The sequence below is a fragment of the Formicincola oecophyllae genome, from assembly GCF_006542395.2.
Taxonomy (GTDB): Bacteria; Pseudomonadota; Alphaproteobacteria; order Acetobacterales; family Acetobacteraceae; genus Formicincola; species Formicincola oecophyllae.
The window spans coordinates 416,402-439,294 of the sequence record NZ_CP038231.1 but is presented as its reverse complement, the minus strand read 5'-3'; the positions used below and the strand labels follow the sequence as shown (position 1 = coordinate 439,294).

Below are 22,893 nucleotides of genomic sequence, written 5' to 3'. Positions count from 1 at the left end.
CCCTGAGGGGCCTTGGGCGCTGCGGAAACAGAGGCGTATGAGCGAACTTACGAAAATCCTTGGCCAGACCGGCCAAGTTGGCAATTTTGACCGCATCCGGATCCAGCTTGCTTCAAGCGACCAGATCCGTTCCTGGTCCTTCGGTGAAGTCAAGAAACCCGAAACCATTAACTACCGCACCTTCAAGCCAGAGCGTGACGGCCTGTTCTGCGCGCGCATTTTTGGTCCCGTGAAGGATTACGAATGCCTTTGCGGCAAGTATAAACGCATGAAGTTCCGTGGCATCGTCTGCGAGAAATGCGGCGTTGAAGTCACCTTGGCCAAAGTGCGCCGCGAACGCATGGGCCATATCGACTTGGCCAGTCCGGTTGCCCACATCTGGTTCCTGAAGTCGCTGCCCTCACGTATTGCTACGATGCTTGACTTGCCGCTCAAGGATGTGGAGCCAGTCCTTTATTTTGAGAAGTTCCTGGTTCTCGACAAGGGCATCGCTGACGCTGACATCGAATCCTTCAAGGTGGCCAAGAAGCGCGACCAGTACCTGCTTGATGAGGTGCGCGCTGAGGAGATCCTTGAGGAATACCCTGATGCTGGCATCGAGATCGGCATTGGGGCAGAGGCCATCAAGAAGGCCCTGGCCAGCTATGACTGGGGTGTGCCCAACGCTGAGGAACGCGAAATCAGCGCTGCCGCGCGCGCCAAGGGCGAGCCAGATCCCTTCGATTACGATGTTGAGATCCTCGACGCTGATTCAGAGAAGACCATCCTGCGCAAGAAACTGCGCAAGGCCACCTCTGAAGCAGCCCGCAAGAAGTTGGTCAAGCGCCTCAAGATGGTTGAGGCCTTCGTTGAAAGTGGCTCCAAGCCAGAGTGGATGATCATGGACGTGGTGCCGGTCATCCCGCCTGAGCTGCGTCCATTGGTGCCGCTTGACGGCGGGCGTTTCGCCACATCTGACCTCAACGACCTTTACCGCCGCGTCATCAACCGCAACAACCGCCTCAAGCGCTTGATGGAGCTGCGCGCGCCTGACATCATCGTGCGCAATGAAAAGCGTATGCTGCAGGAAGCTGTCGACGCTCTCTTTGACAATGGCCGCCGTGGGCGCGCCATCACAGGCGCTAACAAGCGCCCCCTGAAATCCCTTTCAGACATGCTGAAAGGCAAGCAGGGGCGTTTCCGTCAGAACCTGCTTGGCAAGCGCGTTGACTATTCAGGCCGTTCCGTCATCACCGTGGGGCCGGAGCTGAAGCTGCATCAGTGTGGCTTGCCTAAGAAGATGGCGTTGGAACTGTTCAAGCCCTTCATCTATTCAAAGCTTGAGAAATATGGCCACGCCACCACCATTAAGGCTGCCAAGCGCATGGTGGAGAAGGAGCGCCCAGAGGTTTGGGACATCCTGGAAGAGGTCATCCGCGAGCATCCCGTGATGCTGAACCGTGCCCCTACCCTGCACAGGCTTGGCATCCAGGCGTTTGAGCCTGTCTTGATTGAAGGCAAAGCCATTCAGCTTCACCCATTGGTGTGCACTGCCTTCAATGCGGACTTTGACGGTGACCAGATGGCCGTCCATGTGCCCCTTTCGCTGGAAGCCCAGCTTGAGGCACGCGTGCTGATGATGTCCACCAACAACGTCCTTAGCCCTGCTAACGGCAAGCCCATCATCGTGCCTTCTCAGGACATCGTGCTGGGTCTCTATTACCTCAGCCTGCAGACGCCTGAATATGACGCCACGCCAGACGCCCCAGAAGTGAGCGCTGACGGCAAGGTCGTCAAGCCTGGTCCGCGCGCCTTCGGTTCCATTGCTGAAATCGAGGCCGCTTTGGCTGCAGGCACCTTGAAGGTGCATGATAAAATCCGCTTCCGCCTGGAACGCCTGGACGCTGATGGCAAAATGGAACGCCAAACCGTCATCACCTCCCCAGGTCGTGCCATGGTGGCGCAGATTCTGCCGCAGAATGCTGCCATCCCCTTCAGCCTGGTTAACCAGCAGCTGACCAAGAAAGCCATTTCCTCCATCATTGACGCTGTCTACCGTCATTGTGGGCAGAAGGAAGCGGTCATCTTCTGCGATCAGCTCATGGCGCTTGGCTTCAAAAACGCCGCTGTCGCCGGCATCTCCTTCGGCAAGGACGACATGATCGTTCCAGCTGAGAAGGCTACCTTGGTTGAACACACCGCCAACGAGGTGCGCGAGTTCGAGCAGCAGTACCAGGAAGGCCTCATCACCGCTGGTGAGCGCTACAACAAGGTTGTGGACGCCTGGTCACGCTGCACGGATGAAGTGCAGGCCGCCATGCTCAAGGAGCTTTCCAAGCAGACCATTGGCAAGCCCACCAATGCCGTGTGGATGATGGCCCACTCCGGCGCCCGTGGGTCGCCCGCCCAGATGAAGCAGCTGGCTGGCATGCGTGGCCTGATGGTGAAGCCTTCTGGCGAGATCATCGAGCAGCCCATTATCGCCAACTTCAAAGAGGGCCTCTCCGTCCTCGATTACTTCACCTCCAGCCATGGCGCCCGTAAAGGCCTGGCTGACACGGCCCTCAAGACCGCCAACTCCGGTTATCTGACGCGCCGTTTGGTCGACGTTGCCCAGGACTGCATCATCACAGCTCTTGACTGCGGAACGGAAAATGGCCTCACAGTCCGCGCCGTCACTGACAGTGGTGAGGTTGTCGCCTCCCTGGGTGAGCGCATTCTGGGCCGCACATTGTCCAAACCCATCAACAAGCCTGGCACGGATGAAGTCCTCCTCCCCGCCAACCATCTCGTGACGGAAGCAGATGTGGAGGTTCTGGAGGAAGCGGGGGTGGAAAGCGCTGACATCCGCTCTGTCCTGACATGTGAAAGCAAGGTTGGCATTTGCGCCGCTTGCTATGGCCGTGACCTGGCGCGTGGTACGCCTGTCAACATTGGCGAGGCCGTGGGCGTCATTGCCGCTCAGTCTATTGGCGAGCCTGGCACGCAGCTGACTATGCGCACCTTCCACATTGGCGGCACTGCTACCAAGGGGGCGGAGCAGTCCATGGTGGAGGCCATGCGTGACGGCACCATCACCATCAAGAACCGCAATGTGGTGGTGAACTCAGCCAACGTGCCTGTGGTCATGTCACGCAACTGCGAGATCATCCTCTCTGACGAGAATGGCGTGGAGCGTGGCCGCTACCGTGTGCCTTATGGTGCTCGCCTCATGGTCAATGATGGGCAGAAGGTTGAGCGCGGCCAGAAAATGGCTGAATGGGACCCCTACACCCTGCCCATCATCACGGAGCAGTCCGGCAAGGTGGAATACCAGGACCTCATTGAAGGTGTGACCTTGGCTGAGAAGATGGATGAAGTCACAGGCCTGACGTCACGCATCATCATTGACAACAAAGGTGTTGCTAAGGGCGTTGACCTGCGTCCCCGCCTGCAGCTCCAGGGCCCAGATGGCAAGCTCGTTCATCTCGCCAATGGCAATGAAGCCCGCTACTTCCTTTCCCCTGATTCTATCCTTTCGGTGGATAATGGGGCGGAAGTTCATGCTGGTGACGTATTGGCGCGCATTCCGCGTGAAGGTGGCAAAACACGCGACATCACTGGTGGTCTGCCACGTGTGGCTGAGCTGTTTGAAGCGCGCCGTCCCAAGGACCATGCCATCATCGCTGAAGGGCCTGGGCGCATCGAGTTTGGCAAGGACTACAAGGCAAAACGCTGCATCATCGTCAAAAATGACGAAACAGGCGAACAGACGGATTACCTTATCCCGAAAGGTAAGCACATCTCCGTTCAGGAGGGGGATTACGTCCAAAAAGGCGATCCGTTGGTCGATGGGCCGCGTGTTCCCCATGACATCCTTAAAGTCATGGGCGTGGAAGCCCTCTCCGACTACCTCGTCAACGAGATCCAGGATGTTTACCGCCTGCAGGGCGTGAAGATTAACGACAAGCACATTGAAGTGATCGTTCGCCAGATGCTGCAGAAAGTTGAGGTTCTGGAACCAGGTGATTCCACTTGGCTCATCGGCGAGACCGTTGATCGTGTGGAGTTCGAGGGTGTCAACAGGGAGCTGGAGGCTGCAGGGCGTACAATGGCTAAGGCCATGCCTATCCTGCAGGGCATTACCAAGGCTTCCTTGCAAACTCAGTCCTTCATCTCAGCTGCTTCCTTCCAGGAAACCACACGTGTCCTTACGGAAGCTGCGAGCTCTGGCAAGGTCGATACCCTGGGTGGGTTGAAGGAGAATGTCATTGTCGGGCGCCTCATTCCAGCCGGCACTGGTGGGGCCATGCGCCGTCTGCAGCAAATTGCTGACGCAGACTCACACCCTGCTGTGGAAAACGCCCACACCAAGGTGATTGACGCTGTCTCTACAGAAAACTGACAACGCACAGTGCCCAGCTGGCACGCACTAAATAGACTGTGCTAGCTGGCAAAATGCCTCTCTGCAGCAAAGCCGTGCCCCTTTCACAAGGGGCGCGGTTTTGTGTTTTGATGGATTGAAGGCATAGACCGGACATTCCACCCCTGGCATTGCCAAGGAAACTACCTTATAAAGAGGCATTCAGCCTGGTGCGTGCGGAAAACCCAGTCTCCCAGTGGGTGACACGGCACACCCCCTGGAAAGCGCCTGCTCCTTAACGGTTTGTCAAAACAACCCGGCGCAGGCCCTTGACTTGCCACCCTGCCACCCGTAGGGTGCGCGCCCTAGGCAGTTCCGGCTCCCTTTGGCCCCGGAACGGCCCCAGGATTTTCGAATTGTCTTCGGTGTCATGCCACCCCTTGGGGTGTGGCAGTGAGGCCGGAGGTTTTGCGCTACCTTCCAGAAGGAGAGCCCGCTTCTGGAAGGCTTGGGGCTTTGACTGCGACAGGCACGCCTGGCCCAGTCGTTTTGGCTAACAATACGGACGGGATTGGGCTCCCGGCCACTAGTGGACTAAGGATTGGGAAGGGCGCATGCCGACCATCAACCAGTTGATCGCAAAAGGCCGTAAGCCGGCTGCGAAGCGGAACAAAGTTCCCGCGCTTCAGGAATGCCCGCAGAAGCGTGGCGTTTGCACACGCGTCTACACCGTTACTCCAAAGAAGCCGAACTCTGCCCTTCGCAAGGTTGCCAAGGTGCGCCTGACCAACGGGTTCGAGGTCGTGAGTTATATCCCCGGTGAAGGGCACAACCTGCAGGAGCACAGCGTGGTCCTTATCCGTGGCGGTCGCGTCAAGGATCTTCCGGGCGTGCGCTATCACATCCTGCGCGGTGTCCTTGATACCCAGGGCATTGCCAAGCGTCGTCAGCGCCGTTCGCTTTACGGCGCCAAGCGTCCGAAATAAGGAGTTAACGACCTATGAGTCGCCGTCATCGCGCTGTAAAGCGTGAAATCCTTCCTGATCCGAAATTCGGGGACATCGTCATCACGCGTTTCATGAACGCGCTCATGTATGATGGCAAGAAGTCCACTGCCGAACGCATCGTTTATGGCGCTTTGGATGTCCTGCGTCAGCGCAGTGGCCCTAATGCTGACCCTGTGACGATGTTCCACGCGGCCCTTGACAACGTGAAGCCCGCCGTTGAGGTGCGTTCACGCCGTGTTGGTGGCGCGACCTACCAGGTTCCCGTTGAAGTGCGCGCTGAGCGCCGGCAGGCGTTGGCCATTCGTTGGCTGATCGATGCTTCCCGCAAGCGCGGCGAGAACACGATGCAGGATCGCCTTTCTAATGAGCTGATGGACGCGATCAACAATCGTGGCGCAGCCGTCAAGAAACGCGAAGACACGCATCGTATGGCAGAAGCCAACAAGGCATTCAGCCACTACCGCTGGTGACCACTACCAGCTATTGAAAGTGGAGCCTCCCTTCCCCGCCCTGTTTCAGGGCGGTAAGGGGAGGTTCCCGGTTTGATCTCTGGCCCTTTGGGTCAGGGTTTTGGAGAGAACGATGGCAAAAGCTAAGTTTGAGCGGAATAAGCCGCATTGCAATATCGGCACCATCGGTCACGTCGACCATGGCAAGACGTCCCTGACCGCGGCGATCACCAAGACGCTGGCCGAGGCTGGTGGCGCCGAGTTCAGTGCTTACGACATGATCGACAAGGCCCCTGAAGAGCGCGCCCGTGGCATCACGATTTCAACGGCCCACGTTGAATATGAGACCCCGAAGCGTCACTACGCCCACGTCGACTGCCCCGGCCACGCCGACTACGTCAAGAACATGATCACCGGTGCGGCCCAGATGGACGGCGCCATCCTGGTGGTGTCCGCTGCTGACGGCCCCATGCCCCAGACGCGTGAGCACATCCTGCTTGCCCGTCAGGTCGGTGTGCCGGCTCTGGTGGTCTTCTTGAATAAGGTTGACCAGGTGGACGATCCTGAGCTGCTGGAACTGGTGGAAATGGAAGTTCGTGAGCTTCTGTCTTCCTACGAGTTCCCTGGCGATGAGATCCCCATCATCAAAGGTTCTGCTCTGGCCGTTCTGGAAGATGGCGACGCTGCCATTGGCAAGGACCGTGTCAAGGACCTGATGGATGCTGTTGATTCCTACATCCCCCAGCCCGAGCGCCCGATTGACCGTCCTTTCCTGATGCCAATCGAGGACGTGTTCTCCATCTCTGGTCGTGGCACTGTGGTGACGGGCCGTGTGGAACGTGGTGCCGTTAACGTCTCTGATGAAGTTGAGATCGTTGGCATCCGTCCCACCACCAAGACCACTGTCACAGGTGTGGAAATGTTCCGCAAGCTGCTTGACCGCGGCGAAGCTGGTGACAACATTGGCGCCCTGCTGCGTGGCACCAAGCGTGAAGATGTTGAGCGTGGCCAGGTGCTGGCCAAGCCTGGCTCCATCACGCCCCACACCAAGTTCAAGGCCGAGGCCTACATCCTGACGAAAGACGAAGGTGGCCGTCACACGCCATTCTTCACCAACTATCGTCCGCAGTTCTATTTCCGCACCACAGACGTCACTGGCGTTGTGCACCTGCCTGAAGGCACGGAAATGGTTATGCCTGGTGACAACGTCGCCATGGATGTCGAACTGATCGCCCCTATCGCCATGGATGAAGGCCTGCGCTTCGCTATTCGCGAAGGTGGTCGCACTGTTGGCGCAGGTGTGGTGTCTTCCATCACTGCCTGATCACGTCTCTAGCTGTTGACGTGCAGCCCCGGCCGGAGCAATCCGGCCGGGGTTGCGTTACGGCTCCGCCGGCTGCCGGATGCTCCCCGGCTGTCTAACCTGGATGAAACGAACACCAATGGAAGATCAGAACATCCGCATACGCCTCAAAGCGTATGATCACCGCGTGCTGGACAACAGCACCCGTGAGATTGTTAACACTGCCAAACGAACCGGTGCCCGCGTGCGTGGCCCGATTCCCCTGCCAACCCACATTGCCCGTTTCACGGTTAACCGTTCCCCCCACGTGGACAAGAAGAGCCGCGAACAGTTCGAGATGCGCACTCACCGCCGCCTCCTCGACATCGTGGAACCGACTCCGCAGACCGTGGATGCCCTCATGAAGCTCGACCTCGCCGCTGGCGTTGACGTTGAGATTAAACTGTAAGGCCCAGACGATGCGCACCGGATTGATTGCAAAAAAACTGGGTATGTCCCGGATTTTTAAGGACGATGGCACCCATGTGCCTGTAACCGTCCTGATCCTCGAGGATCTTGAAGTGGTGGCTCAGCGCACCACGGAGAAGGACGGCTACACAGCCCTTCAGCTTGGTTTTGGCGCTGCCAAGGACAAGCACCTCTCCAAACCTAACCGCAGCCGCTTTGCCAAACTCGGCGTGGCTCCTAAGCGCAAGCTTGTGGAATTCCGCGTTTCAGAGGATGCCCTCCTCCCAGCTGGCACGCAGCTTTCAGTGGCCCACTTTGTTGCAGGCCAGAAAGTGGACGTGACCGGCCAGAGCAAGGGCAAGGGCTTTGCAGGCGCCATGAAGCGCCACAACTTCGGGGGCCTCGAGGCTTCCCATGGCGTGTCCATCAGCCACCGTTCACACGGTTCGACAGGCCAGCGCCAAGACCCTGGCAAGGTGTTCAAGGGTAAGAAGATGGCCGGTCACATGGGCGATGAGCGCGTGACAACCCAGAACCTTGAGATCGCAGCCGTTGACCCCGAACGCAACCTCATCATGGTGCGCGGTGCCGTCCCAGGTGCCAAAAACGGTTACGTTCTCGTGCGTGATGCAATCAAGAAGGCCCGCCACGCGGATGCACCCTATCCGACCGCATCCCAGGCCCCTGCCAATGGTGGAGCCGCCGAGTGACCAACATGGAACATGAAGTCAAAACTCTCGACAATGGCACTGCTGGCTCGGTGAGCCTCGCAGAAGACATTTTCGGTATTCTCCCCCGCCGCGACATCATGGCGCGTGTGGTGAACTGGCAGCTGGCTAAGCGTCGTGCTGGCACACATGCCACCAAAGGCATGGGCGCTGTTTCTGGCACTACTAAGAAGCCTTACCGCCAGAAAGGCACAGGTTCGGCCCGCCAGGGCTCACTGCGTGCCCCCCAGTTCCGTACTGGTGGCGTTGCTCATGGCCCAGTGAGCCGCTCACACGCTTTCAAGCTGCCTAAGAAAGTGCGTCGTCTCGGTTTGAAGTCAGCACTTTCTCAGAAGGCTGCTGATGGCAAACTGGTCGTGCTGGACCGGGCTGAAGGGGTGCAGAAAACCAAGGAAGCCGCCACACGCCTGCAGGCGCTGGGGCTGCTGAAATCTGCTCTGATCATTGATCAGGCTGTGGATACCTCCTTTGGTCGCGCCATCGCCAACCTGCCGCGCATTGATGCCCTTCCCACAATGGGTGCCAATGTCTACGACATTCTCAACCATGACTTCCTGGTGGTCACGCAGGCCGCCTTGGAAGGTCTGAAGGAGCGTCTGGCATGACCACCATTCCAGTCAGAAACGCCAAAAAAGCTGCCGCTTCGCTGTCACAGGCGCGTCTTTTCGATGTTCTGCGCAACCCGCTGATCACTGAAAAAGCCACCAACGCCACGGAACAGAACCGCATAGTGTTTCGTGTGGCCGGCGATGCGACTAAGCCGCAGATCAAAACAGCGGTGGAAAAAATCTTCAACGTGAGCGTCAAAAGCGTCCGTACCCTTAATCAGAAGGGTAAGGTCAAGCGCGTCAAAGGTCGTCCTGGGCGTCGTTCTGACGTCAAGAAGGCCTATGTCGAGCTCGCTCCTGGTCAGGCAATTGACCTGACCGCCAAGATCGACTGACGGCGGGACCCATCAAATGGCACTGAAACATTTTAATCCGACGACGCCCAGCAACCGTGGCACCGTCCTCATCGACCGCTCCGGTCTGTGGAAAGGCAAGCCGGTCAAGACGCTGACCGAAGGCAAGCACTCCACGGGTGGCCGCAACAACTATGGTCGTACCACGGTGCGTTTCCGTGGCGGCGGGCACAAGCGCACTTACCGTTTTGTGGACTTCAAACGCCGTAAGTTTGATGTTCCGGGCACTGTGGAACGTATTGAGTACGATCCTAATCGCACGGCCTTCATCGCCCTTGTTCGCTATGAAGACGGTGAATTGGCCTACATCATTGCCCCTCAGCGTGTGAAAGCTGGCGATAACATTATGGCCGGTCATCAGGTTGATGTCCGCCCTGGCAATGCGATGCCCTTGGGTTCCATGCCTGTTGGTACCATCGTCCACAACATTGAGCTGAAGCAGGGTGCTGGGGGCAAGCTGGCCCGTTCTGCTGGCTCTTACGCGCAGCTCGTTGGCAAGGACGCTGGCTATGCTCAGCTCAAGTTGCAGTCAGGGGAGCTGCGCCGTGTCCGCGGTGAATGTATGGCGACTGTTGGGGCCGTTTCTAACCCTGACAACATGAACCAGCACCTCGGCAAAGCTGGCCGTAATCGCTGGCTGGGCCGTCGTCCCCACAACCGTGGCGTGGTCATGAACCCAGTTGACCATCCACATGGTGGTGGTGAAGGCCGCACTTCAGGTGGTCGTAACCCTGTGACGCCGTGGGGTGTCCCCACCAAGGGTTACAAGACTCGCACCAACAAGCGCACGGACAACCTGATTATCCGTCGTCGCAAAACTGGCAAATAAGGGGGCATAGACAAGATGGCACGTTCCGTCTGGAAAGGCCCGTTCGTCGACGGGTATCTCTTTGGTAAAGCTGAGAAGGCCCGTGCTTCGGGCCGTAACGAGGTGATCAAAATTTGGTCACGCCGTTCAACAATTCTTCCGCAGTTCGTTGGTTTGACGTTCGGCGTCCACAATGGTCGCAAGTTCCTGCCTGTGCAGGTTTCTGAGCAAATGGTCGGTCACAAGTTCGGTGAGTTCGCACCCACCCGCACTTACACCGGCCATGGTGGCGACAAGAAAGCAAAACGGGGCTAATCATGAGCAAACCCAAAACCCCCCGTGCCCTATCTGATTCGGAAGCGCAGGCTATTGCCCGCAACATCCGTATCAGCCCGCGCAAACTCAACCTGGTGGCCGGCATGATCCGCAACCAGCCTGTTGACAAGGCTCTGGGTGCCCTCACATTCTCACGCCGACGCATTGCGCAGTTGGTCAAGAAGACCCTTGAAAGCGCCATCGCTAACGCTGAGAACAACCATAACCTTGATGTGGACACGCTCATTGTGCGCAATGCCGAAGTCGGCAAAGCGATTGTCATGAAGCGTTTTCACGCTCGTGCACGTGGCCGTTCCGCGCGCATTGAGAAATTTTTCAGTCACCTGAAAATCGTTGTGGCCGTTCCTGGCGCCGATGAAGCTCCCAAGGCTAAGAAGCTGCCCGGTCAAGGCAAGGCCAAAGGCCGCAAACTCCAGAACCAGAAGAAGGCTGCCTGACGATGGGACACAAGGTTAATCCGATTGGGCTGCGCCTGGGCGTCAACCGCACCTGGGACAGTCGTTGGTTCGCTGGTGATGACTATGGTCGTCTGCTTCATGAAGATCTGAAGCTGCGCAAATTCCTCCAGAAACGTCTCCGTGGCGCTGGCGTCTCACGCATCGTCATTGAGCGTCCTGCTAAAAAGCCGCGCATCACCATTTATGCTGCGCGCCCTGGCGTTATCATCGGCAAGAAGGGCCAGGACATCGATGCGCTGCGCAAGCAGCTCAGCCGCATGGCTGGCACGGATGTGGCCCTCAACATCGTTGAGATCCGCAAGCCTGAAATCGATGCCACCTTGGTCGCAGACAACATTGCACAGCAGCTGGAGCGCCGTGTGGCTTTCCGCCGTGCGATGAAGCGCTCTATTCAGTCTGCTATGCGTCTTGGCGCCCAGGGTATCCGCATCACATGCGGTGGCCGTCTTGGTGGTGCTGAGATTGCGCGTGTTGAGCAGTATCGTGAAGGGCGCGTTCCCCTTCACACCCTGCGTGCCGATATCGATTATGGCACCGCTACTGCGCACACGACCTATGGTTCATGCGGCGTCAAGGTTTGGATCTTCAAAGGTGAGATCCTCGCCCATGATCCTCTGGCCCAGGACCGTCGTGCTGCTGAGCAGGCTCCCCAGCGCTGAGGGACGGTGTCCTTTCGCCGTCAGGCGATTGATGTGAGGATAGAAAAAGATGCTTTCACCGAAACGGACAAAGTTTCGCAAAGCCCATAAAGGCCGCATTCATGGCCTGGCCAAAAGTGGCACGCAGCTGAATTTCGGCGCCTATGGGCTTAAGGCCTTGGAGCCGGAGCGTGTCACCGCACGCCAGATTGAGGCTTCTCGTCGTGCCATCACCCGCGCCATGAAACGTGCAGGCCGTGTGTGGATCCGTATTTTTCCGGATCTGCCCGTCTCGACAAAACCTGCTGAAGTGCGTATGGGTTCCGGCAAAGGCGCTCCCGAATATTGGGCCGCCCGCGTCAAACCAGGCCGTATCCTGTTTGAGATCGAGGGGGTGCCCCTTGATGTCGCCCGCACGGCTCTGGCCCTTGGTGCTGCCAAGCTGCCCATCAAGACGCGCTTCATTCAGCGCATCGGAGAGTGACCATGGCTGAAGCCTACAAAATCGCTGACCTGCGTGCCAAAAGCCCTGATGAGCTTAAGGCTCTCCTGGTTCAGCTCAAGCGTGACCAGATCAACCAGCGTTTTGCTGTTGCCACTGGCCAGTCTGAGCAGACCAGTCCCATTAAGCAGACCCGCCGTGCTGTAGCGCGCATTAAGACCCTGCTTAATGAAATGAAATTGAAGGCCGAGGCCAAAGCCTCCGCCAAGTCCTGAGAGGAGACGGACGATGCCCAGGCGCGTCCTGACGGGACGTGTGACCAGCGACAAGATGGACAAGACCGTTACGGTTCTTGTCAATCGCCGCGTCATGCACCCGCTTTATAAGAAGTTCATCCGCCGCTCTAAAAAATATGCGGCGCATGATGAAGCCAATGCCTGCAAGATTGGCGATGTGGTGCGTATCGAAGAATGCGCCCCCATTTCCCGTCGCAAAACATGGACGGTCGTGAACCAGAATGGTGCAGACGTCCGCGGAGCCGCTCAGGCTCCCGCAAAAGCGTAAGGGAGGCGACAGATGATCCAACCCGAGACCAATCTTGACGTGGCGGACAATTCCGGCGCGCGCAAGGTGCAGTGCATCAAGGTACTGGGCGGCTCAAAGCGGAAGAGTGCCTCGGTCGGCGACATCATCGTCGTGTCCGTCAAAGAGGCCATTCCCCGCGGCAAGGTGAAAAAAGGCGACGTCCATCAGGCTGTCGTTGTTCGCACCGCCTACCCTGTGAAGCGCGCTGACGGTTCCGTCATTCGTTTTGACCGCAATGCGGCTGTGCTGATCAACAAGCAGCAGGAGCCGATCGGCACCCGTATCTTCGGGCCGGTCGTGCGTGAGCTGCGTGCACGCAAGTTCATGAAAATCATTTCGCTTGCGCCGGAGGTGCTGTAATGGCTGCCCGTATCAGGAAAGGTGACCAGGTCATGGTCACCACAGGCCGCTCACGTGGCGTCCGTGGCGAAGTGCTGTCAGTTGCCCCCAAAACGGGTAAGGCTGTTGTGCGTGGCGCCAATGTCGTGAAACGTCATTCCAAGCCGGACCGTTTTGGGCAAGGTGGCGGCATCATTGAAAAAGAGATGCCGATTGACCTGTCCAACCTGGCGCTGATCGATCCCAAGACCGACAAGGTCACCAAGGTGAGCTTTCGCATTCTTGAGGGTGGCCGCAAGGTGCGTGTCGCGCGCAAATCTGGCGAAGTGATCGGCTGAGGAGCGAGCAATGAGCGAGAAACAGACCCCCCGTCTTCAGCGGGAGTATCAGGACGTTCTGCGTGGCAAGCTGAAAGAGCAGTTCGGCTACACCAATCCGATGCAGATTCCCCGCCTTGAGAAAATCGTTCTCAACATGGGTGTGGGCGAAGCGGTTGGCGATCAGAAAGTGCTGGATGCCGCTGTGCGTGACATGGCCCTCATCACCGGTCAGAAGCCTGTCAAAACAGTGGCCCGTAAAGCCATTGCTGGCTTCAAAATTCGTGAAGGCCTGCCTATTGGCTGCAAGGTGACGTTGCGTCGTGAGCGCATGTTTGAATTCCTTGATCGCCTGATCACCATTGCTATGCCGCGCATCCGCGATTTTCGCGGCCTGCCCCCCAATAAGGGCTTTGATGGCCACGGCAATTTCGCGCTTGGCCTTAAAGAGCAGATCGTTTTCCCAGAAATCGATTACGACAAGGTTGATGCCGTCAGGGGCATGGACGTGATTTTCGTCACTTCTGCCAAATCTGACAAAGAAGCGAAGGCGCTGCTCAAGGCCTTTAATCTGCCGATCGCCGCCTGATTCCAGGCGCAGGTCAGAGATGCGAGCAGGTGGGAGGGGTTTTCAAAAGCCCTTCCTGCCGTTAAGAAACCCTGTATGGAAAACCGCTGGGATGGGCCTGGCAGGTTCCGGGAGAATGTCCAATATGGCAAAGCTTTCTGCGGTGACGCGCAACAACCGTCGTGCGGCTATGGCCAAGCGCGACAAAACCAAGCGCACCGCCCTGAAAAACATCATCAACGATCGCAACCTTCCTATCGAAGAGCGTTTTGAAGCCACCATTAAGCTGGCTGCCATGCCGCGCAATGGTTCTGAGACGCGTGTTCGTCTGCGCTGCCGCCTCACTGGCCGTCCGCGCGCTAATTATCGCAAATTCGGTCTGAGCCGTATCGCCCTGCGTGAACTGGCCTCTACAGGTCAGATTCCCGGCATGGTCAAAGCGAGCTGGTAAGAGGGTTCCAATATGTCCATGTCCGACCCGCTGGGTGATATGCTCACCCGCATCCGTAATGCTCAGCGTGCCCGCCATGCCACCTGCACGGCGCCCGCTTCCAAGCTGCGCGGCAACGTTCTTGAAGCATTGAAGCGCGAAGGCTACATCCGTGGTTATGAGCGTGAAGAAATCCGCAAGGGTATCGCCCAGTTCAGCATTGAGCTGAAATATTCTGAAGGTGAGCCCGTCATTCGCGAACTCCAGCGCGTTTCAAAGCCTGGTCGCCGCGTCTATTCCGGCATCAAGGACTTGCCACGCATCTATGGTGGGCTGGGTGTTTCCATCCTTTCCACGCCGCGCGGTGTCTTGTCAGACACCGAGGCACGCGCTGCCAATGTTGGCGGCGAAGTTCTCTGCCGCGTTTTCTAAGGGGAGAATGTATGTCACGCGTTGGTAAACATCCTGTCACGCTTCCTGATGGCGTCAAAGCTACCCTCGATAATGGTGTTTGCACCATCAAGGGCAAGCGTGGCGAACTAAGCCTTCCTTTGACAGAAGCTGTTTCCGTCGAGATTGAAGGCAATGAGATCACTGTGACGCCAGTCAAGACTCGCCAGGGTCTTAACACCGCCATGTGGGGCACCACCCGTGCCCTCATTGCCAACATGGTCACAGGTGTGACTGAAGGCTTCACTAAAGGTCTTGAAATTCAGGGCACTGGTTTCCGCGCTGCTGTGCAGGGCAAAAACCTAGTTATGAACCTGGGTTTCTCTCATGATGTCGTCTATCCAATTCCGGAAGGCATCAAGATCACCACCCCTAAGCCCACCAGCATTGTGGTTGAGGGCAACGACAAGCAGCACGTCGGCCAAGTGGCGCTCGACCTTCGCAATTTCCGTAAGCCTGAGCCTTATAAAGGTAAAGGCGTGCGTTATGAAAACGAAGTTCTGCTGCGCAAGGAAGGTAAGAAGAAGTAATGGCTACGTCCCATGCATTGCGGGCGCGCCGTCAGCAGCGCCTGCGTTACCAGTTGCGCCGCAAGGGCGCTGGCCGTCCGCGCCTGTCGGTTTTCCGCTCCAACAAAAACATTCACGTCCAGGTGATCGACGATGCGGCTGGCCATACCTTGGCTGCAGCCTCCACCCTGGAAAAAGAGCTGCGCAACGCTGGCAAGTTTGGGGGCAATATTGATGCTGCCGCTGCCATCGGGCGCTTGATTGCAGAGCGTGCCAAGGCCGCTGGCATCAACGAGGTCGTGTTTGACCGTGGCCCTTACCTGTACCATGGCCGCGTGAAAGCGCTGGCTGATGCCGCCCGTGAAGGCGGGCTTTCGTTCTAAGGAGATCGCACATGGCACGTGATGCACGAGACAGCCGGGGCGGTCGTGACCGCAACCGTGAAGAGGGTGATGAGTTCATTGACAAACTCGTCACCATTAACCGTGTTGCCAAGGTGGTTAAGGGTGGACGTCGTTTTGCCTTTGCAGCTTTGGTAGTGGTTGGTGACCAGAAAGGCCGTGTAGGCTATGGCGCTGGCAAGGCCCGCGAGGTGCCTGAAGCCATTCGCAAAGCTACAGAGCGCGCCCGCAAGACCATGATCCGCGTTCCCCTTAAGGAGGGCCGCACCCTTCATCACGATGCCCAGGGCCATTTTGGCGCTGGCAAAGTGGTGGTGCGTGCTGCTGATGCTGGTACAGGCATCATCGCGGGTGGCCCTATGCGTGCCGTTTTTGAGAGCCTGGGCGTAAGTGATGTGGTGACCAAAAGCCTTGGTACCCGCAACCCACACAATATGATCAAGGCAACCTTTGACGCCTTGTCACGTGCCGCCAGCCCCCGCCAGGTGGCTGCGCGCCGTGGCAAGAAGCCTTCAGAGCTTTTTGGGCGTCGTGAAACCACGGAGGGGCAGAATGTCTGAAGGCAAGACCCTGCGCGTCAAGCAGATCGCTTCCGTGATTGGCCGCAAGCCGGGCCAGGCTGAAACTGTGCGGGGCCTCGGCCTGCGCGGCATTGGTTCGGTTCGCGTCCTTGAAGATACTCCTGCGGTGCGCGGCATGATCCGCAAGGTGGCGCACCTCGTGAAGGTGGAGGACTGAATGAAACTCAATGCGCTGCGCGATAATGAAGGCGCGCACACCCGCCGCAAACGCCTGGGCCGTGGCATCGGCTCTGGCAAGGGCAAGACATCTGGCAAAGGCGTGAAGGGCCAGAAAGCCCGTGAGGGCGTTGCCCTGAATGGTTTTGAGGGTGGTCAGCTTCCCCTTTACCGCCGTATGCCGAAACGTGGCTTTGTCAATATCTTCCGCAAGCATTACGCCATCGCCAACCTGGGTCGTGTTGCCCAAGCGGTTGAAGAGGGTAAATTGCCTGCGGATGCCCCTGTGACCTATGATAGCTTGCGTAAGGCTGGGGTTATTGGCCGCGGCAATGTCGAAGGCGTTCGTCTTCTGGGCAAAGGTGAGCTGAACAAGCCCCTGCGCTTTGAAGTTGCAGGCGTTTCCAAAGGCGCCAAAGATGCTGTGGAGAAGGCTGGCGGCACGGTCGTCATTCTTGAAGTGGCTGAAGAGGCTGAGGCCGCCTGAGCATTGCAGGGGTGACCTAGTTGTCGCTTGGCGATGCAGTTACAGACAGCGTCTCCGCACCCGGTGCGGTGACGCTGTTTGCGTGAAAGGACGGGGAATGAATGACCACAGCTGTTCAAAAAATCTCTGACAGCCTGAACTTCAAGGCGTTTGCCAAAGCGACTGAACTTCAGAAGCGGATATGGTTCACCCTCGCTGCCTTGGTCGTTTACCGTTTAGGCACCTACATTCCCGTGCCTGGCATTGATTCAGCGGTTCTGGGACAGATTGTGTCCCAAAACCAAGGTGGCATCTTGGGCATGTTCAACATGTTCACAGGTGGTGCCTTAGGGCGCATGACGGTGTTTGCCCTGAACATCATGCCGTACATCAGCGCTTCCATCATCGTTCAACTGCTTTCCACTGCTTTGCCAGCCCTGGAGGCCTTGAAGAAGGATGGTGAGAGTGGCCGGCAGAAGCTCAACCAGTACACAAGGTACCTAACCGTCGCCATTGCGGTAGTGCAGGCCTATGGGTTCGCTATGGGACTTGGGCATTTGCGTACGGCTGCTGGCCTGAGCGCCGTGATTGATCCAGGTCCCATGTTCTTGGTTTCATACATCACCGTTTTGGTGACAGGCACCATGTTCCTGATGTGGATTGGCGAGCAGATCACTAGCCGTGGTATTGGCAACGGAATCTCACTGATCATCTTCGCGGGGATTGTGGCCAACCTGCCCTCAGCCATGGCGACCCTTTTCGAGTTGTCGCGCACAGGGGCGCTTTCGCCCTTGTTTGTCATGCTGTTCTTGGCCGGGGCGCTTGGCGTGGTGGGCTTTATTGTATTTATGGAGCTGGCCCAGCGCCGCGTGACCATCCAATACCCCAAACGCATGGTGGGAACGCGGGTTTATGGGGGCGACACCACGCATCTGCCCCTCAAAGTCAACACAGCGGGCGTCATTCCGCCCATTTTCGCTTCATCTGTGTTGTTGATCCCGGCCACGCTGTCGGGGTTCACGCACAGCACGACAGGCGTCATGGGCAAGGTGGGCCAGTGGTTGTCCCAAGGCCAGCCGCTATACATGATCCTTTATGCCGTCATGATTGTGTTTTTCTCGTACTTCTATGCGGCCGTTACCTTCAATCCGGATGAAACAGCTGAGAATTTGCGCAAGCAGGGCGGATTCATTCCAGGCGTGCGCCCAGGCAGCGCCACAGCCCATTATCTTGACCGCATTCTGTCGCGCCTGACGGGCATCAGCGCGCTTTACATGGTGGCGGTATGCTTGCTGCCACAATTCCTGATCAACCGTTACCATGTGCCGTTCTATTTTGGTGGGACCAGCCTAATCATCATCGTGTCAGTGACGATTGACACAGTGACGCAAATTAAATCCCATCTGGTGGGCCACCAGTACCAGGGGTTGATCAACCGCCAGCGTGGCAGGGGCGGGCGGGCGCGCACCACCGCCACACGGCGCCGAATCACAGGGGGAAAACCATGAACATCATTCTTTTGGGGCCACCGGGCGCCGGCAAGGGAACCCAAGCCAAGCTGCTGGAGCAGGAAAGGGGCTTGAAGCAGATCTCTACAGGGGACATGCTTCGGGCCGAAGTTAAAATGGATTCTCCGTTAGGGCGGGAGGTCAAGGCCCTTATGGAAGGGGGGCATTACGTCCCTGACCACATCATGATTGCCCTTATCGCCAAGCGCATTGGGGAGCCAGACTGCAAAAAAGGCTTCATTCTGGATGGTTTCCCACGCACAGAAGCGCAGGCGGCTGAACTTGACACGATGCTGGCTGATCGTGGCTTGAGCATCAGTGCAGTTATATTGCTTGATGTCGATGAGGAGGCCTTGATCAAGCGTTTGGGCAGTCGGCGTGGTGAGGATGGGTCGCGGCGCGCTGACGATGAGCCTGAGGTGGTCAAAAAGCGTTTGGCCACCTACAAGAAGCAGACAGCCCCCATCCTGCCTTATTACGAAAAGGAAGGGCGCTTGAAGCGAGTGGATGGCATGAAGCCCGTTGATGTGGTGGCAAGCCATATCGCTGCTATTCTGAACCAGCCAGGGCTGCAAAAGCCCCACGCTTGAGCAGGCAGGCAAGAACGGCAAGGTTCCCCTGGAGCTTTGGTGAAAAAACATGTTAAGCTAAGCCATGATGGTATTGCATTAACGTTCTTCACCAAAAAATGGCCCGTTCGGTTTGACTTATGAGCCGCTGCGGTATATCTGGCCTCTCCACGGAGAAGCCATCCATTGTGGCGGCAGGGAACAGGTCACCTGGCAATGGCTGGGTGGCAAGCGTCCTTCATGGGCGCAAGGAAATTGCCGGTTTTCTGGTGATTTTCGGACTATAAAACAGGAAGAGGCGCGCCCGTATAACTGGTTGCGTCCATGGGAGAGACAACGTGGCACGTATTGCCGGCGTAAACATTCCGACCAACAAACGCGTGGTCGTGGGCCTCACTTATGTCTATGGCATTGGCCCTGCAAGCGCGGAAGCCATTTGCGAAGCGCTTGAAATTCCAGCCCCCACCCGCGTCAACGAGCTTTCTGACGCGCAGGTGAGCGCCATTCGCGAACGCATTGACGCTGACTACAACGTTGAAGGTGACCTGCGCCGTGAGACGGCTATGAACATCAAGCGCTTGATGGATCTGGGCTGCTACCGTGGCCTGCGCCACCGTCGTGGCTTGCCCGTTCATGGCCAGCGCACCCACACTAACGCCCGTACCCGCAAGGGTAAGGCCGTGGCGATTGCCGGCAAGAAGAAAGCCACCCGCTAAAACCGCAGTCTGGCATGGGTTGCTTTGGCAGCCCTGGCCAGATTTGCCTTTTTGGTGCAGGAAATGTTCGCCGGTTTAACAGAAGCCGGCTTCACAGCGAATCAGGGAACGACATATTACCATGGCCAAGGCAGCCACACCCCGCGTCCGCCGGAAGGAACGCAAAAACATCATTTCGGGCGTTGCACACGTCCTTTCCACCTTTAACAACACCATGATCACTATTTCCGATGCACAGGGAAATGCCATTTCATGGTCTTCCTCCGGCGCGCAGGGCTTCAAGGGGTCACGCAAGTCCACCCCTTATGCTGCCCAGGTGGCCGCTGAGGATGCTGGCCGTAAGGCCCGTGAGCACGGCATGGAAACCCTTGAGATTGAGGTTTCCGGGCCCGGTTCAGGGCGTGAGAGCGCGCTGCGCGCTCTTCAGGCTGTGGGTTTTACCATCACGTCCATCCGTGACGTGACCCCAGTCCCCCACAATGGTTGCCGTCCGCGTAAACGCCGCCGCGTCTGAGGCGTCTGCCCGTTCGCAGGCGAGCATCACGGCAGCGGATGCACTCCTGTAAGTTTCCTGTTTTCTCTGCCGTCACCGAAATCCGGCCCGCCACACCTGGTGGGCCGGGCACCCCCGTTTCACGGTGGGTTTCGTAGTTTGAAAGGCTATGACCTTGGCTCTCCAGAAAAACTGGCAGTCCCTCATTAGGCCCGAGAAGCTTGCGGTTGAACCTGGCTCCAACCCTGCCCAGAAAGCAACGGTTGTGGCAGAACCCCTTGAGCGTGGTTTTGGTCTGACCCTGGGCAATGCCCTGCGCCGTGTTTTGCTGTCATCATTACAAGGGGCAGCTGTTACCGCCATTCAGATTGATGGCGTTCTTCACGAGTTCCAGGCTGTTTCAGGTGTGCGTGAGGATGTGACTGACATTGTCCTCAACGTTAAGCAACTGGCTTTGCGCATGCATGGCGAAGGCCCCAAGCGCATGTCCCTCAGCGCTACTGGGCCTGGGGAAGTGAAAGCTTCTCAGATTCAAACTGGCCCTGACATCGAGATCATGAATCCTGACCTTGTCATCTGCACTTTGGATGATGACGTCAAATTCAACATGGAATTCATCGTTGACGCTGGCAAGGGCTATGTGCCTGCCGCTGAGAACCGCCCAGAAGAGGCGCCCATTGGCTTGATTCCAGTGGATGCGATCTACTCTCCCGTCAAGCGCGTTTCCTACAAGGTGGAGCCAACGCGTGTTGGACAGGTGACCAACTACGACAAGCTCCTCCTCAATGTGGAGACCAATGGGGTCATCGCCCCAGAGGATGCTGTGGCTGTGGCCGCGCGTATTCTTCAAGACCAGCTGCAGCTGTTCATCAACTTTGATGAGCCACGCCAGGTGCAGCATGAGGAGCCGCAGGACGACCTGCCCTTCAGCCGTCATTTGCTGCGCAAGGTGGATGAGCTTGAGCTTTCCGTCCGTAGCGCTAACTGCTTGAAAAACGACAACATTGTCTACATTGGCGACTTGGTTCAGAAGACTGAGCAGGAAATGCTGCGCACACCGAACTTCGGTCGCAAGTCGTTGAACGAGATCAAAGAAGTGCTGACAGGTATGGGTCTTTCCCTGGGCATGAATGTGCCAGAGTGGCCGCCTGAGAGCATTGAGGACCTCACACGTCGTCTCGATGAGAATTTCTGAGACATTCCTTTAAATCAAGGTAGCCCTGTATATAGGGCCACCAAGCACCACCAGGGGATCATCACATGCGTCACGGACTGAGCGGACGTAAACTCAACGTCACTTCCTCCCACCGCAAAGCCATGTTCCGCAACATGGCCACTGCCCTCATGAAACATGAGCAGATCACCACAACGCTTCCAAAGGCCAAAGAACTGCGCCGCGTGGCGGAGAAGCTCATTACCTTGGGCAAGCAGGGTGACCTGCATTCACGCCGCCTGGCAGTTGCGCGCTTGCAGGACAAAGGGGCTGTTGAGAAGCTCTTCTCCGTGCTGGGCCCACGCTATGCCAAGCGTAACGGTGGTTACACCCGTGTGTTGAAAGCAGGTATGCGTTATGGTGATAACGCTGATATGGCTGTGATTGAACTGGTGGAGCGTGATGTGACCGCCAAGGGCAAGAACAGTGGCGCTCCCCAAAAGGAAGAAGCCAAAGCAGCCTGAGGCGCTTTCTGGACTTTAAGCCTGGGTGACCGGTTGAGGAGGGAGGTTCCTGAAAAGGAACCTCCTTCTCTTTATTTGCGTCTGCTATGACTATGCCATAGTCTATTCATAGGTCATCACACCTACTCACATAGAAAGGTTCTCCCATGAGCTGCCAGTGTCCGATCAAACAAGTTGCGCGTGAAATGATCATTTCCCGTCCGTGGTTGTGGGCGATTGTTGCGTTTGCAGGTGGCCTGTTGCTGGGTCGCTGCAAATGCTGCCACAAAAACTGACTTCACATTTCAAAAGTTTGTGTGAAAGCCACCTTTGCCTTAAGCAGAGGTGGTTTTTGAGTTTTTAAGCGTTGGCATTTTGCACGGGCGTAACATCAAGTGTGCCAGCTGGTAAAGGTCGCAGCTGTTGAGGCGCCAAGTTACCGTTCAGCCAATTTTGCCATTGCCCCCGTCCCACCAGGGCGATTTGGCGCTTGTGATAAGGTTTTACATCGGGACCAGGTTCCACAGTGACCATCGAAAAGGCCTTCACTACCCCTGTGGCTGAGAGATGTGTTTGGTCGAGGGCAGGCAATGTTTCTAAACGCCCCGCTAATTGATCCTTTTTGACCGCACGCCATGCACCTGCAATGCAGAACACACCTCCGTCATCACCTCCATAGCGTTTGTGCAAGAGCTCCAAAGCGCGCGCTGACAATGTGAAGAGCCATTTGTTTTTTACCTTGGGTGTTTTGGCTGACTCTCCAGAAGGGGCGGTGAATTCGTAGAAGCCATTGGCTGGGATGAGGCAACGCCCTTGAGAAGCCCCCAGGAACGTTGGTTTGGGTTGTTGGGGAAAGCCTTCAGAACGTACGTTGAAAACAGTGCGCCCTGTGCTGCTTCGCCATCCCCACCGCATGGGGGTGAGGATGGCCTGGTTAGGTTGGGCCAGTGGCAGAACCACAGGGGCGTTTTCACCGATGCGGATATTGTTGCGAGGTTGAAGGTTGGTGGCATTGGTTCTCAATTGAATGCCAGCTTCCTCAAAAGCCTGTTCAATGTCGTCAATGGAGGCCGTTAAACGATAGTCATTGCACATAAGGGCATTATACCATTTTCCCACGCTCTGAGCGTCATGATGGATGAGGCAACGCCCTAGGGATTATTCCCCTTAGAATCACTGTGCGTGCCTGCCTTATAAAACTTTGCGCCACCAGCAACTTGGAATGGGGTTGATTATAGGGCGACAGGATTG

At 57.1% G+C, this 22,893-nt stretch carries 32 protein-coding genes; 31 read left to right on the top strand and 1 reads right to left on the bottom strand.

Annotated features, from left to right (window positions below; translation table 11 throughout):
* The first annotated feature begins 37 nt into the window (after positions 1-37).
* The 31 genes from rpoC to rplQ all read left to right on the top strand — a co-directional run bounded on the left by rpoC (position 38) and on the right by rplQ (position 21,663).
* Positions 38-4,363: a DNA-directed RNA polymerase subunit beta' gene (gene rpoC, locus E3E12_RS01940; protein ID WP_141442824.1), complete on the top strand. Its 4,326-nt coding sequence runs from the start codon at positions 38-40 to the stop codon at positions 4,361-4,363.
* A 572-nt stretch (positions 4,364-4,935) separates the two neighbouring features.
* The gene (rpsL, locus tag E3E12_RS01935; RefSeq protein ID WP_141442823.1) at positions 4,936-5,307 is read left to right on the top strand and encodes a 30S ribosomal protein S12; all 372 of its coding nucleotides are present in this window, start codon (positions 4,936-4,938) and stop codon (positions 5,305-5,307) included.
* Positions 5,308-5,321: 14 nt separating this feature from the next.
* Positions 5,322-5,798, top strand: a complete 477-nt coding sequence (gene rpsG, locus E3E12_RS01930; protein ID WP_141442822.1) for a 30S ribosomal protein S7 — start codon at positions 5,322-5,324, stop codon at positions 5,796-5,798.
* A 112-nt stretch (positions 5,799-5,910) separates the two neighbouring features.
* Entirely contained in the window at positions 5,911-7,101 is a 1,191-nt protein-coding gene (gene tuf / locus E3E12_RS01925) for an elongation factor Tu (RefSeq protein WP_141442821.1), read from the top strand.
* A 118-nt stretch (positions 7,102-7,219) separates the two neighbouring features.
* On the top strand, positions 7,220-7,528 hold the full coding sequence (gene rpsJ, locus E3E12_RS01920; protein WP_141443997.1) for a 30S ribosomal protein S10: 309 nt from the start codon (positions 7,220-7,222) through the stop codon (positions 7,526-7,528).
* 10 nt (positions 7,529-7,538) lie between these two features.
* The gene (rplC, locus tag E3E12_RS01915; protein WP_141442820.1) at positions 7,539-8,237 is read left to right on the top strand and encodes a 50S ribosomal protein L3; all 699 of its coding nucleotides are present in this window, start codon (positions 7,539-7,541) and stop codon (positions 8,235-8,237) included.
* 5 nt (positions 8,238-8,242) lie between these two features.
* Positions 8,243-8,860: a 50S ribosomal protein L4 gene (rplD, locus tag E3E12_RS01910; RefSeq protein WP_141443996.1), complete on the top strand. Its 618-nt coding sequence runs from the start codon at positions 8,243-8,245 to the stop codon at positions 8,858-8,860.
* A complete protein-coding gene (locus E3E12_RS01905) occupies positions 8,857-9,198 on the top strand; it encodes a 50S ribosomal protein L23 (protein WP_141442819.1) in 342 nt (113 codons plus the stop codon). Before rplD ends, E3E12_RS01905 begins: the two co-directional genes overlap by 4 nt.
* Before the next feature lie 16 nt (positions 9,199-9,214).
* Positions 9,215-10,045, top strand: a complete 831-nt coding sequence (rplB, locus tag E3E12_RS01900) for a 50S ribosomal protein L2 (protein WP_141442818.1) — start codon at positions 9,215-9,217, stop codon at positions 10,043-10,045.
* Between the two features lie 15 nt (positions 10,046-10,060).
* A complete protein-coding gene (gene rpsS / locus E3E12_RS01895) occupies positions 10,061-10,339 on the top strand; it encodes a 30S ribosomal protein S19 (protein WP_141442817.1) in 279 nt (92 codons plus the stop codon).
* Between the two features lie 2 nt (positions 10,340-10,341).
* Positions 10,342-10,797, top strand: coding sequence for a 50S ribosomal protein L22 (gene rplV, locus E3E12_RS01890; protein WP_141442816.1), 456 nt, complete (start codon positions 10,342-10,344; stop codon positions 10,795-10,797).
* 2 nt (positions 10,798-10,799) lie between these two features.
* On the top strand, positions 10,800-11,477 hold the full coding sequence (rpsC, locus tag E3E12_RS01885; RefSeq protein ID WP_141442815.1) for a 30S ribosomal protein S3: 678 nt from the start codon (positions 10,800-10,802) through the stop codon (positions 11,475-11,477).
* A gap of 49 nt (positions 11,478-11,526) precedes the next feature.
* Entirely contained in the window at positions 11,527-11,940 is a 414-nt protein-coding gene (gene rplP, locus E3E12_RS01880) for a 50S ribosomal protein L16 (protein ID WP_141442814.1), read from the top strand.
* Between the two features lie 2 nt (positions 11,941-11,942).
* Positions 11,943-12,173 (top strand): 50S ribosomal protein L29, encoded by a 231-nt coding sequence (gene rpmC, locus E3E12_RS01875; protein WP_141442813.1) that lies wholly within the window; start codon positions 11,943-11,945, stop codon positions 12,171-12,173.
* Positions 12,174-12,186: 13 nt separating this feature from the next.
* Positions 12,187-12,462 carry a 30S ribosomal protein S17 gene (gene rpsQ / locus E3E12_RS01870; protein ID WP_141442812.1) on the top strand — a complete coding sequence of 92 codons (276 nt, stop codon included), beginning with the start codon at positions 12,187-12,189 and terminating at the stop codon, positions 12,460-12,462.
* Between the two features lie 12 nt (positions 12,463-12,474).
* Positions 12,475-12,843: a 50S ribosomal protein L14 gene (gene rplN, locus E3E12_RS01865; protein WP_141442811.1), complete on the top strand. Its 369-nt coding sequence runs from the start codon at positions 12,475-12,477 to the stop codon at positions 12,841-12,843.
* Positions 12,843-13,160, top strand: a complete 318-nt coding sequence (rplX, locus tag E3E12_RS01860; RefSeq protein WP_141442810.1) for a 50S ribosomal protein L24 — start codon at positions 12,843-12,845, stop codon at positions 13,158-13,160. Before rplN ends, rplX begins: the two co-directional genes overlap by 1 nt.
* 10 nt (positions 13,161-13,170) lie before the next feature.
* Positions 13,171-13,728, top strand: coding sequence for a 50S ribosomal protein L5 (gene rplE / locus E3E12_RS01855; RefSeq protein WP_141442809.1), 558 nt, complete (start codon positions 13,171-13,173; stop codon positions 13,726-13,728).
* Between the two features lie 124 nt (positions 13,729-13,852).
* On the top strand, positions 13,853-14,158 hold the full coding sequence (gene rpsN / locus E3E12_RS01850) for a 30S ribosomal protein S14 (RefSeq protein ID WP_141442808.1): 306 nt from the start codon (positions 13,853-13,855) through the stop codon (positions 14,156-14,158).
* Between the two features lie 12 nt (positions 14,159-14,170).
* Positions 14,171-14,569 (top strand): 30S ribosomal protein S8, encoded by a 399-nt coding sequence (gene rpsH, locus E3E12_RS01845; protein ID WP_141442807.1) that lies wholly within the window; start codon positions 14,171-14,173, stop codon positions 14,567-14,569.
* A gap of 11 nt (positions 14,570-14,580) precedes the next feature.
* Positions 14,581-15,117, top strand: a complete 537-nt coding sequence (rplF, locus tag E3E12_RS01840) for a 50S ribosomal protein L6 (protein WP_141442806.1) — start codon at positions 14,581-14,583, stop codon at positions 15,115-15,117.
* Complete coding sequence (rplR, locus tag E3E12_RS01835) at positions 15,117-15,479, top strand: 50S ribosomal protein L18 (protein WP_141442805.1); 363 nt, start codon at positions 15,117-15,119, stop codon at positions 15,477-15,479. The genes rplF and rplR overlap by 1 nt, the downstream gene beginning before the upstream one ends.
* 11 nt (positions 15,480-15,490) lie before the next feature.
* On the top strand, positions 15,491-16,057 hold the full coding sequence (gene rpsE, locus E3E12_RS01830) for a 30S ribosomal protein S5 (RefSeq protein WP_141442804.1): 567 nt from the start codon (positions 15,491-15,493) through the stop codon (positions 16,055-16,057).
* A complete protein-coding gene (gene rpmD, locus E3E12_RS01825; RefSeq protein WP_141442803.1) occupies positions 16,050-16,235 on the top strand; it encodes a 50S ribosomal protein L30 in 186 nt (61 codons plus the stop codon). Before rpsE ends, rpmD begins: the two co-directional genes overlap by 8 nt.
* Positions 16,236-16,721 (top strand): 50S ribosomal protein L15, encoded by a 486-nt coding sequence (gene rplO, locus E3E12_RS01820; RefSeq protein WP_141442802.1) that lies wholly within the window; start codon positions 16,236-16,238, stop codon positions 16,719-16,721.
* 101 nt (positions 16,722-16,822) lie between these two features.
* Positions 16,823-18,208 carry a preprotein translocase subunit SecY gene (secY, locus tag E3E12_RS01815; protein ID WP_141442801.1) on the top strand — a complete coding sequence of 462 codons (1,386 nt, stop codon included), beginning with the start codon at positions 16,823-16,825 and terminating at the stop codon, positions 18,206-18,208.
* Positions 18,205-18,798 carry an adenylate kinase gene (locus tag E3E12_RS01810; protein ID WP_141442800.1) on the top strand — a complete coding sequence of 198 codons (594 nt, stop codon included), beginning with the start codon at positions 18,205-18,207 and terminating at the stop codon, positions 18,796-18,798. The genes secY and E3E12_RS01810 overlap by 4 nt, the downstream gene beginning before the upstream one ends.
* A 317-nt stretch (positions 18,799-19,115) precedes the next feature.
* Positions 19,116-19,493 carry a 30S ribosomal protein S13 gene (gene rpsM, locus E3E12_RS01805; RefSeq protein ID WP_141442799.1) on the top strand — a complete coding sequence of 126 codons (378 nt, stop codon included), beginning with the start codon at positions 19,116-19,118 and terminating at the stop codon, positions 19,491-19,493.
* Positions 19,494-19,614: 121 nt separating this feature from the next.
* Positions 19,615-20,007 carry a 30S ribosomal protein S11 gene (rpsK, locus tag E3E12_RS01800; protein ID WP_141442798.1) on the top strand — a complete coding sequence of 131 codons (393 nt, stop codon included), beginning with the start codon at positions 19,615-19,617 and terminating at the stop codon, positions 20,005-20,007.
* 154 nt (positions 20,008-20,161) lie between these two features.
* Positions 20,162-21,181 carry a DNA-directed RNA polymerase subunit alpha gene (locus tag E3E12_RS01795; protein ID WP_141443995.1) on the top strand — a complete coding sequence of 340 codons (1,020 nt, stop codon included), beginning with the start codon at positions 20,162-20,164 and terminating at the stop codon, positions 21,179-21,181.
* A 65-nt stretch (positions 21,182-21,246) separates the two neighbouring features.
* Positions 21,247-21,663 carry a 50S ribosomal protein L17 gene (gene rplQ, locus E3E12_RS01790; protein ID WP_141442797.1) on the top strand — a complete coding sequence of 139 codons (417 nt, stop codon included), beginning with the start codon at positions 21,247-21,249 and terminating at the stop codon, positions 21,661-21,663.
* Positions 21,664-22,002: 339 nt separating this feature from the next.
* Here the strand turns inward: rplQ and E3E12_RS01785 are convergent, their stop codons facing one another.
* A complete protein-coding gene (locus E3E12_RS01785) occupies positions 22,003-22,737 on the bottom strand; it encodes an SOS response-associated peptidase (RefSeq protein WP_141442796.1) in 735 nt (244 codons plus the stop codon).
* Between the last annotated feature and the right edge of the window lie 156 nt (positions 22,738-22,893).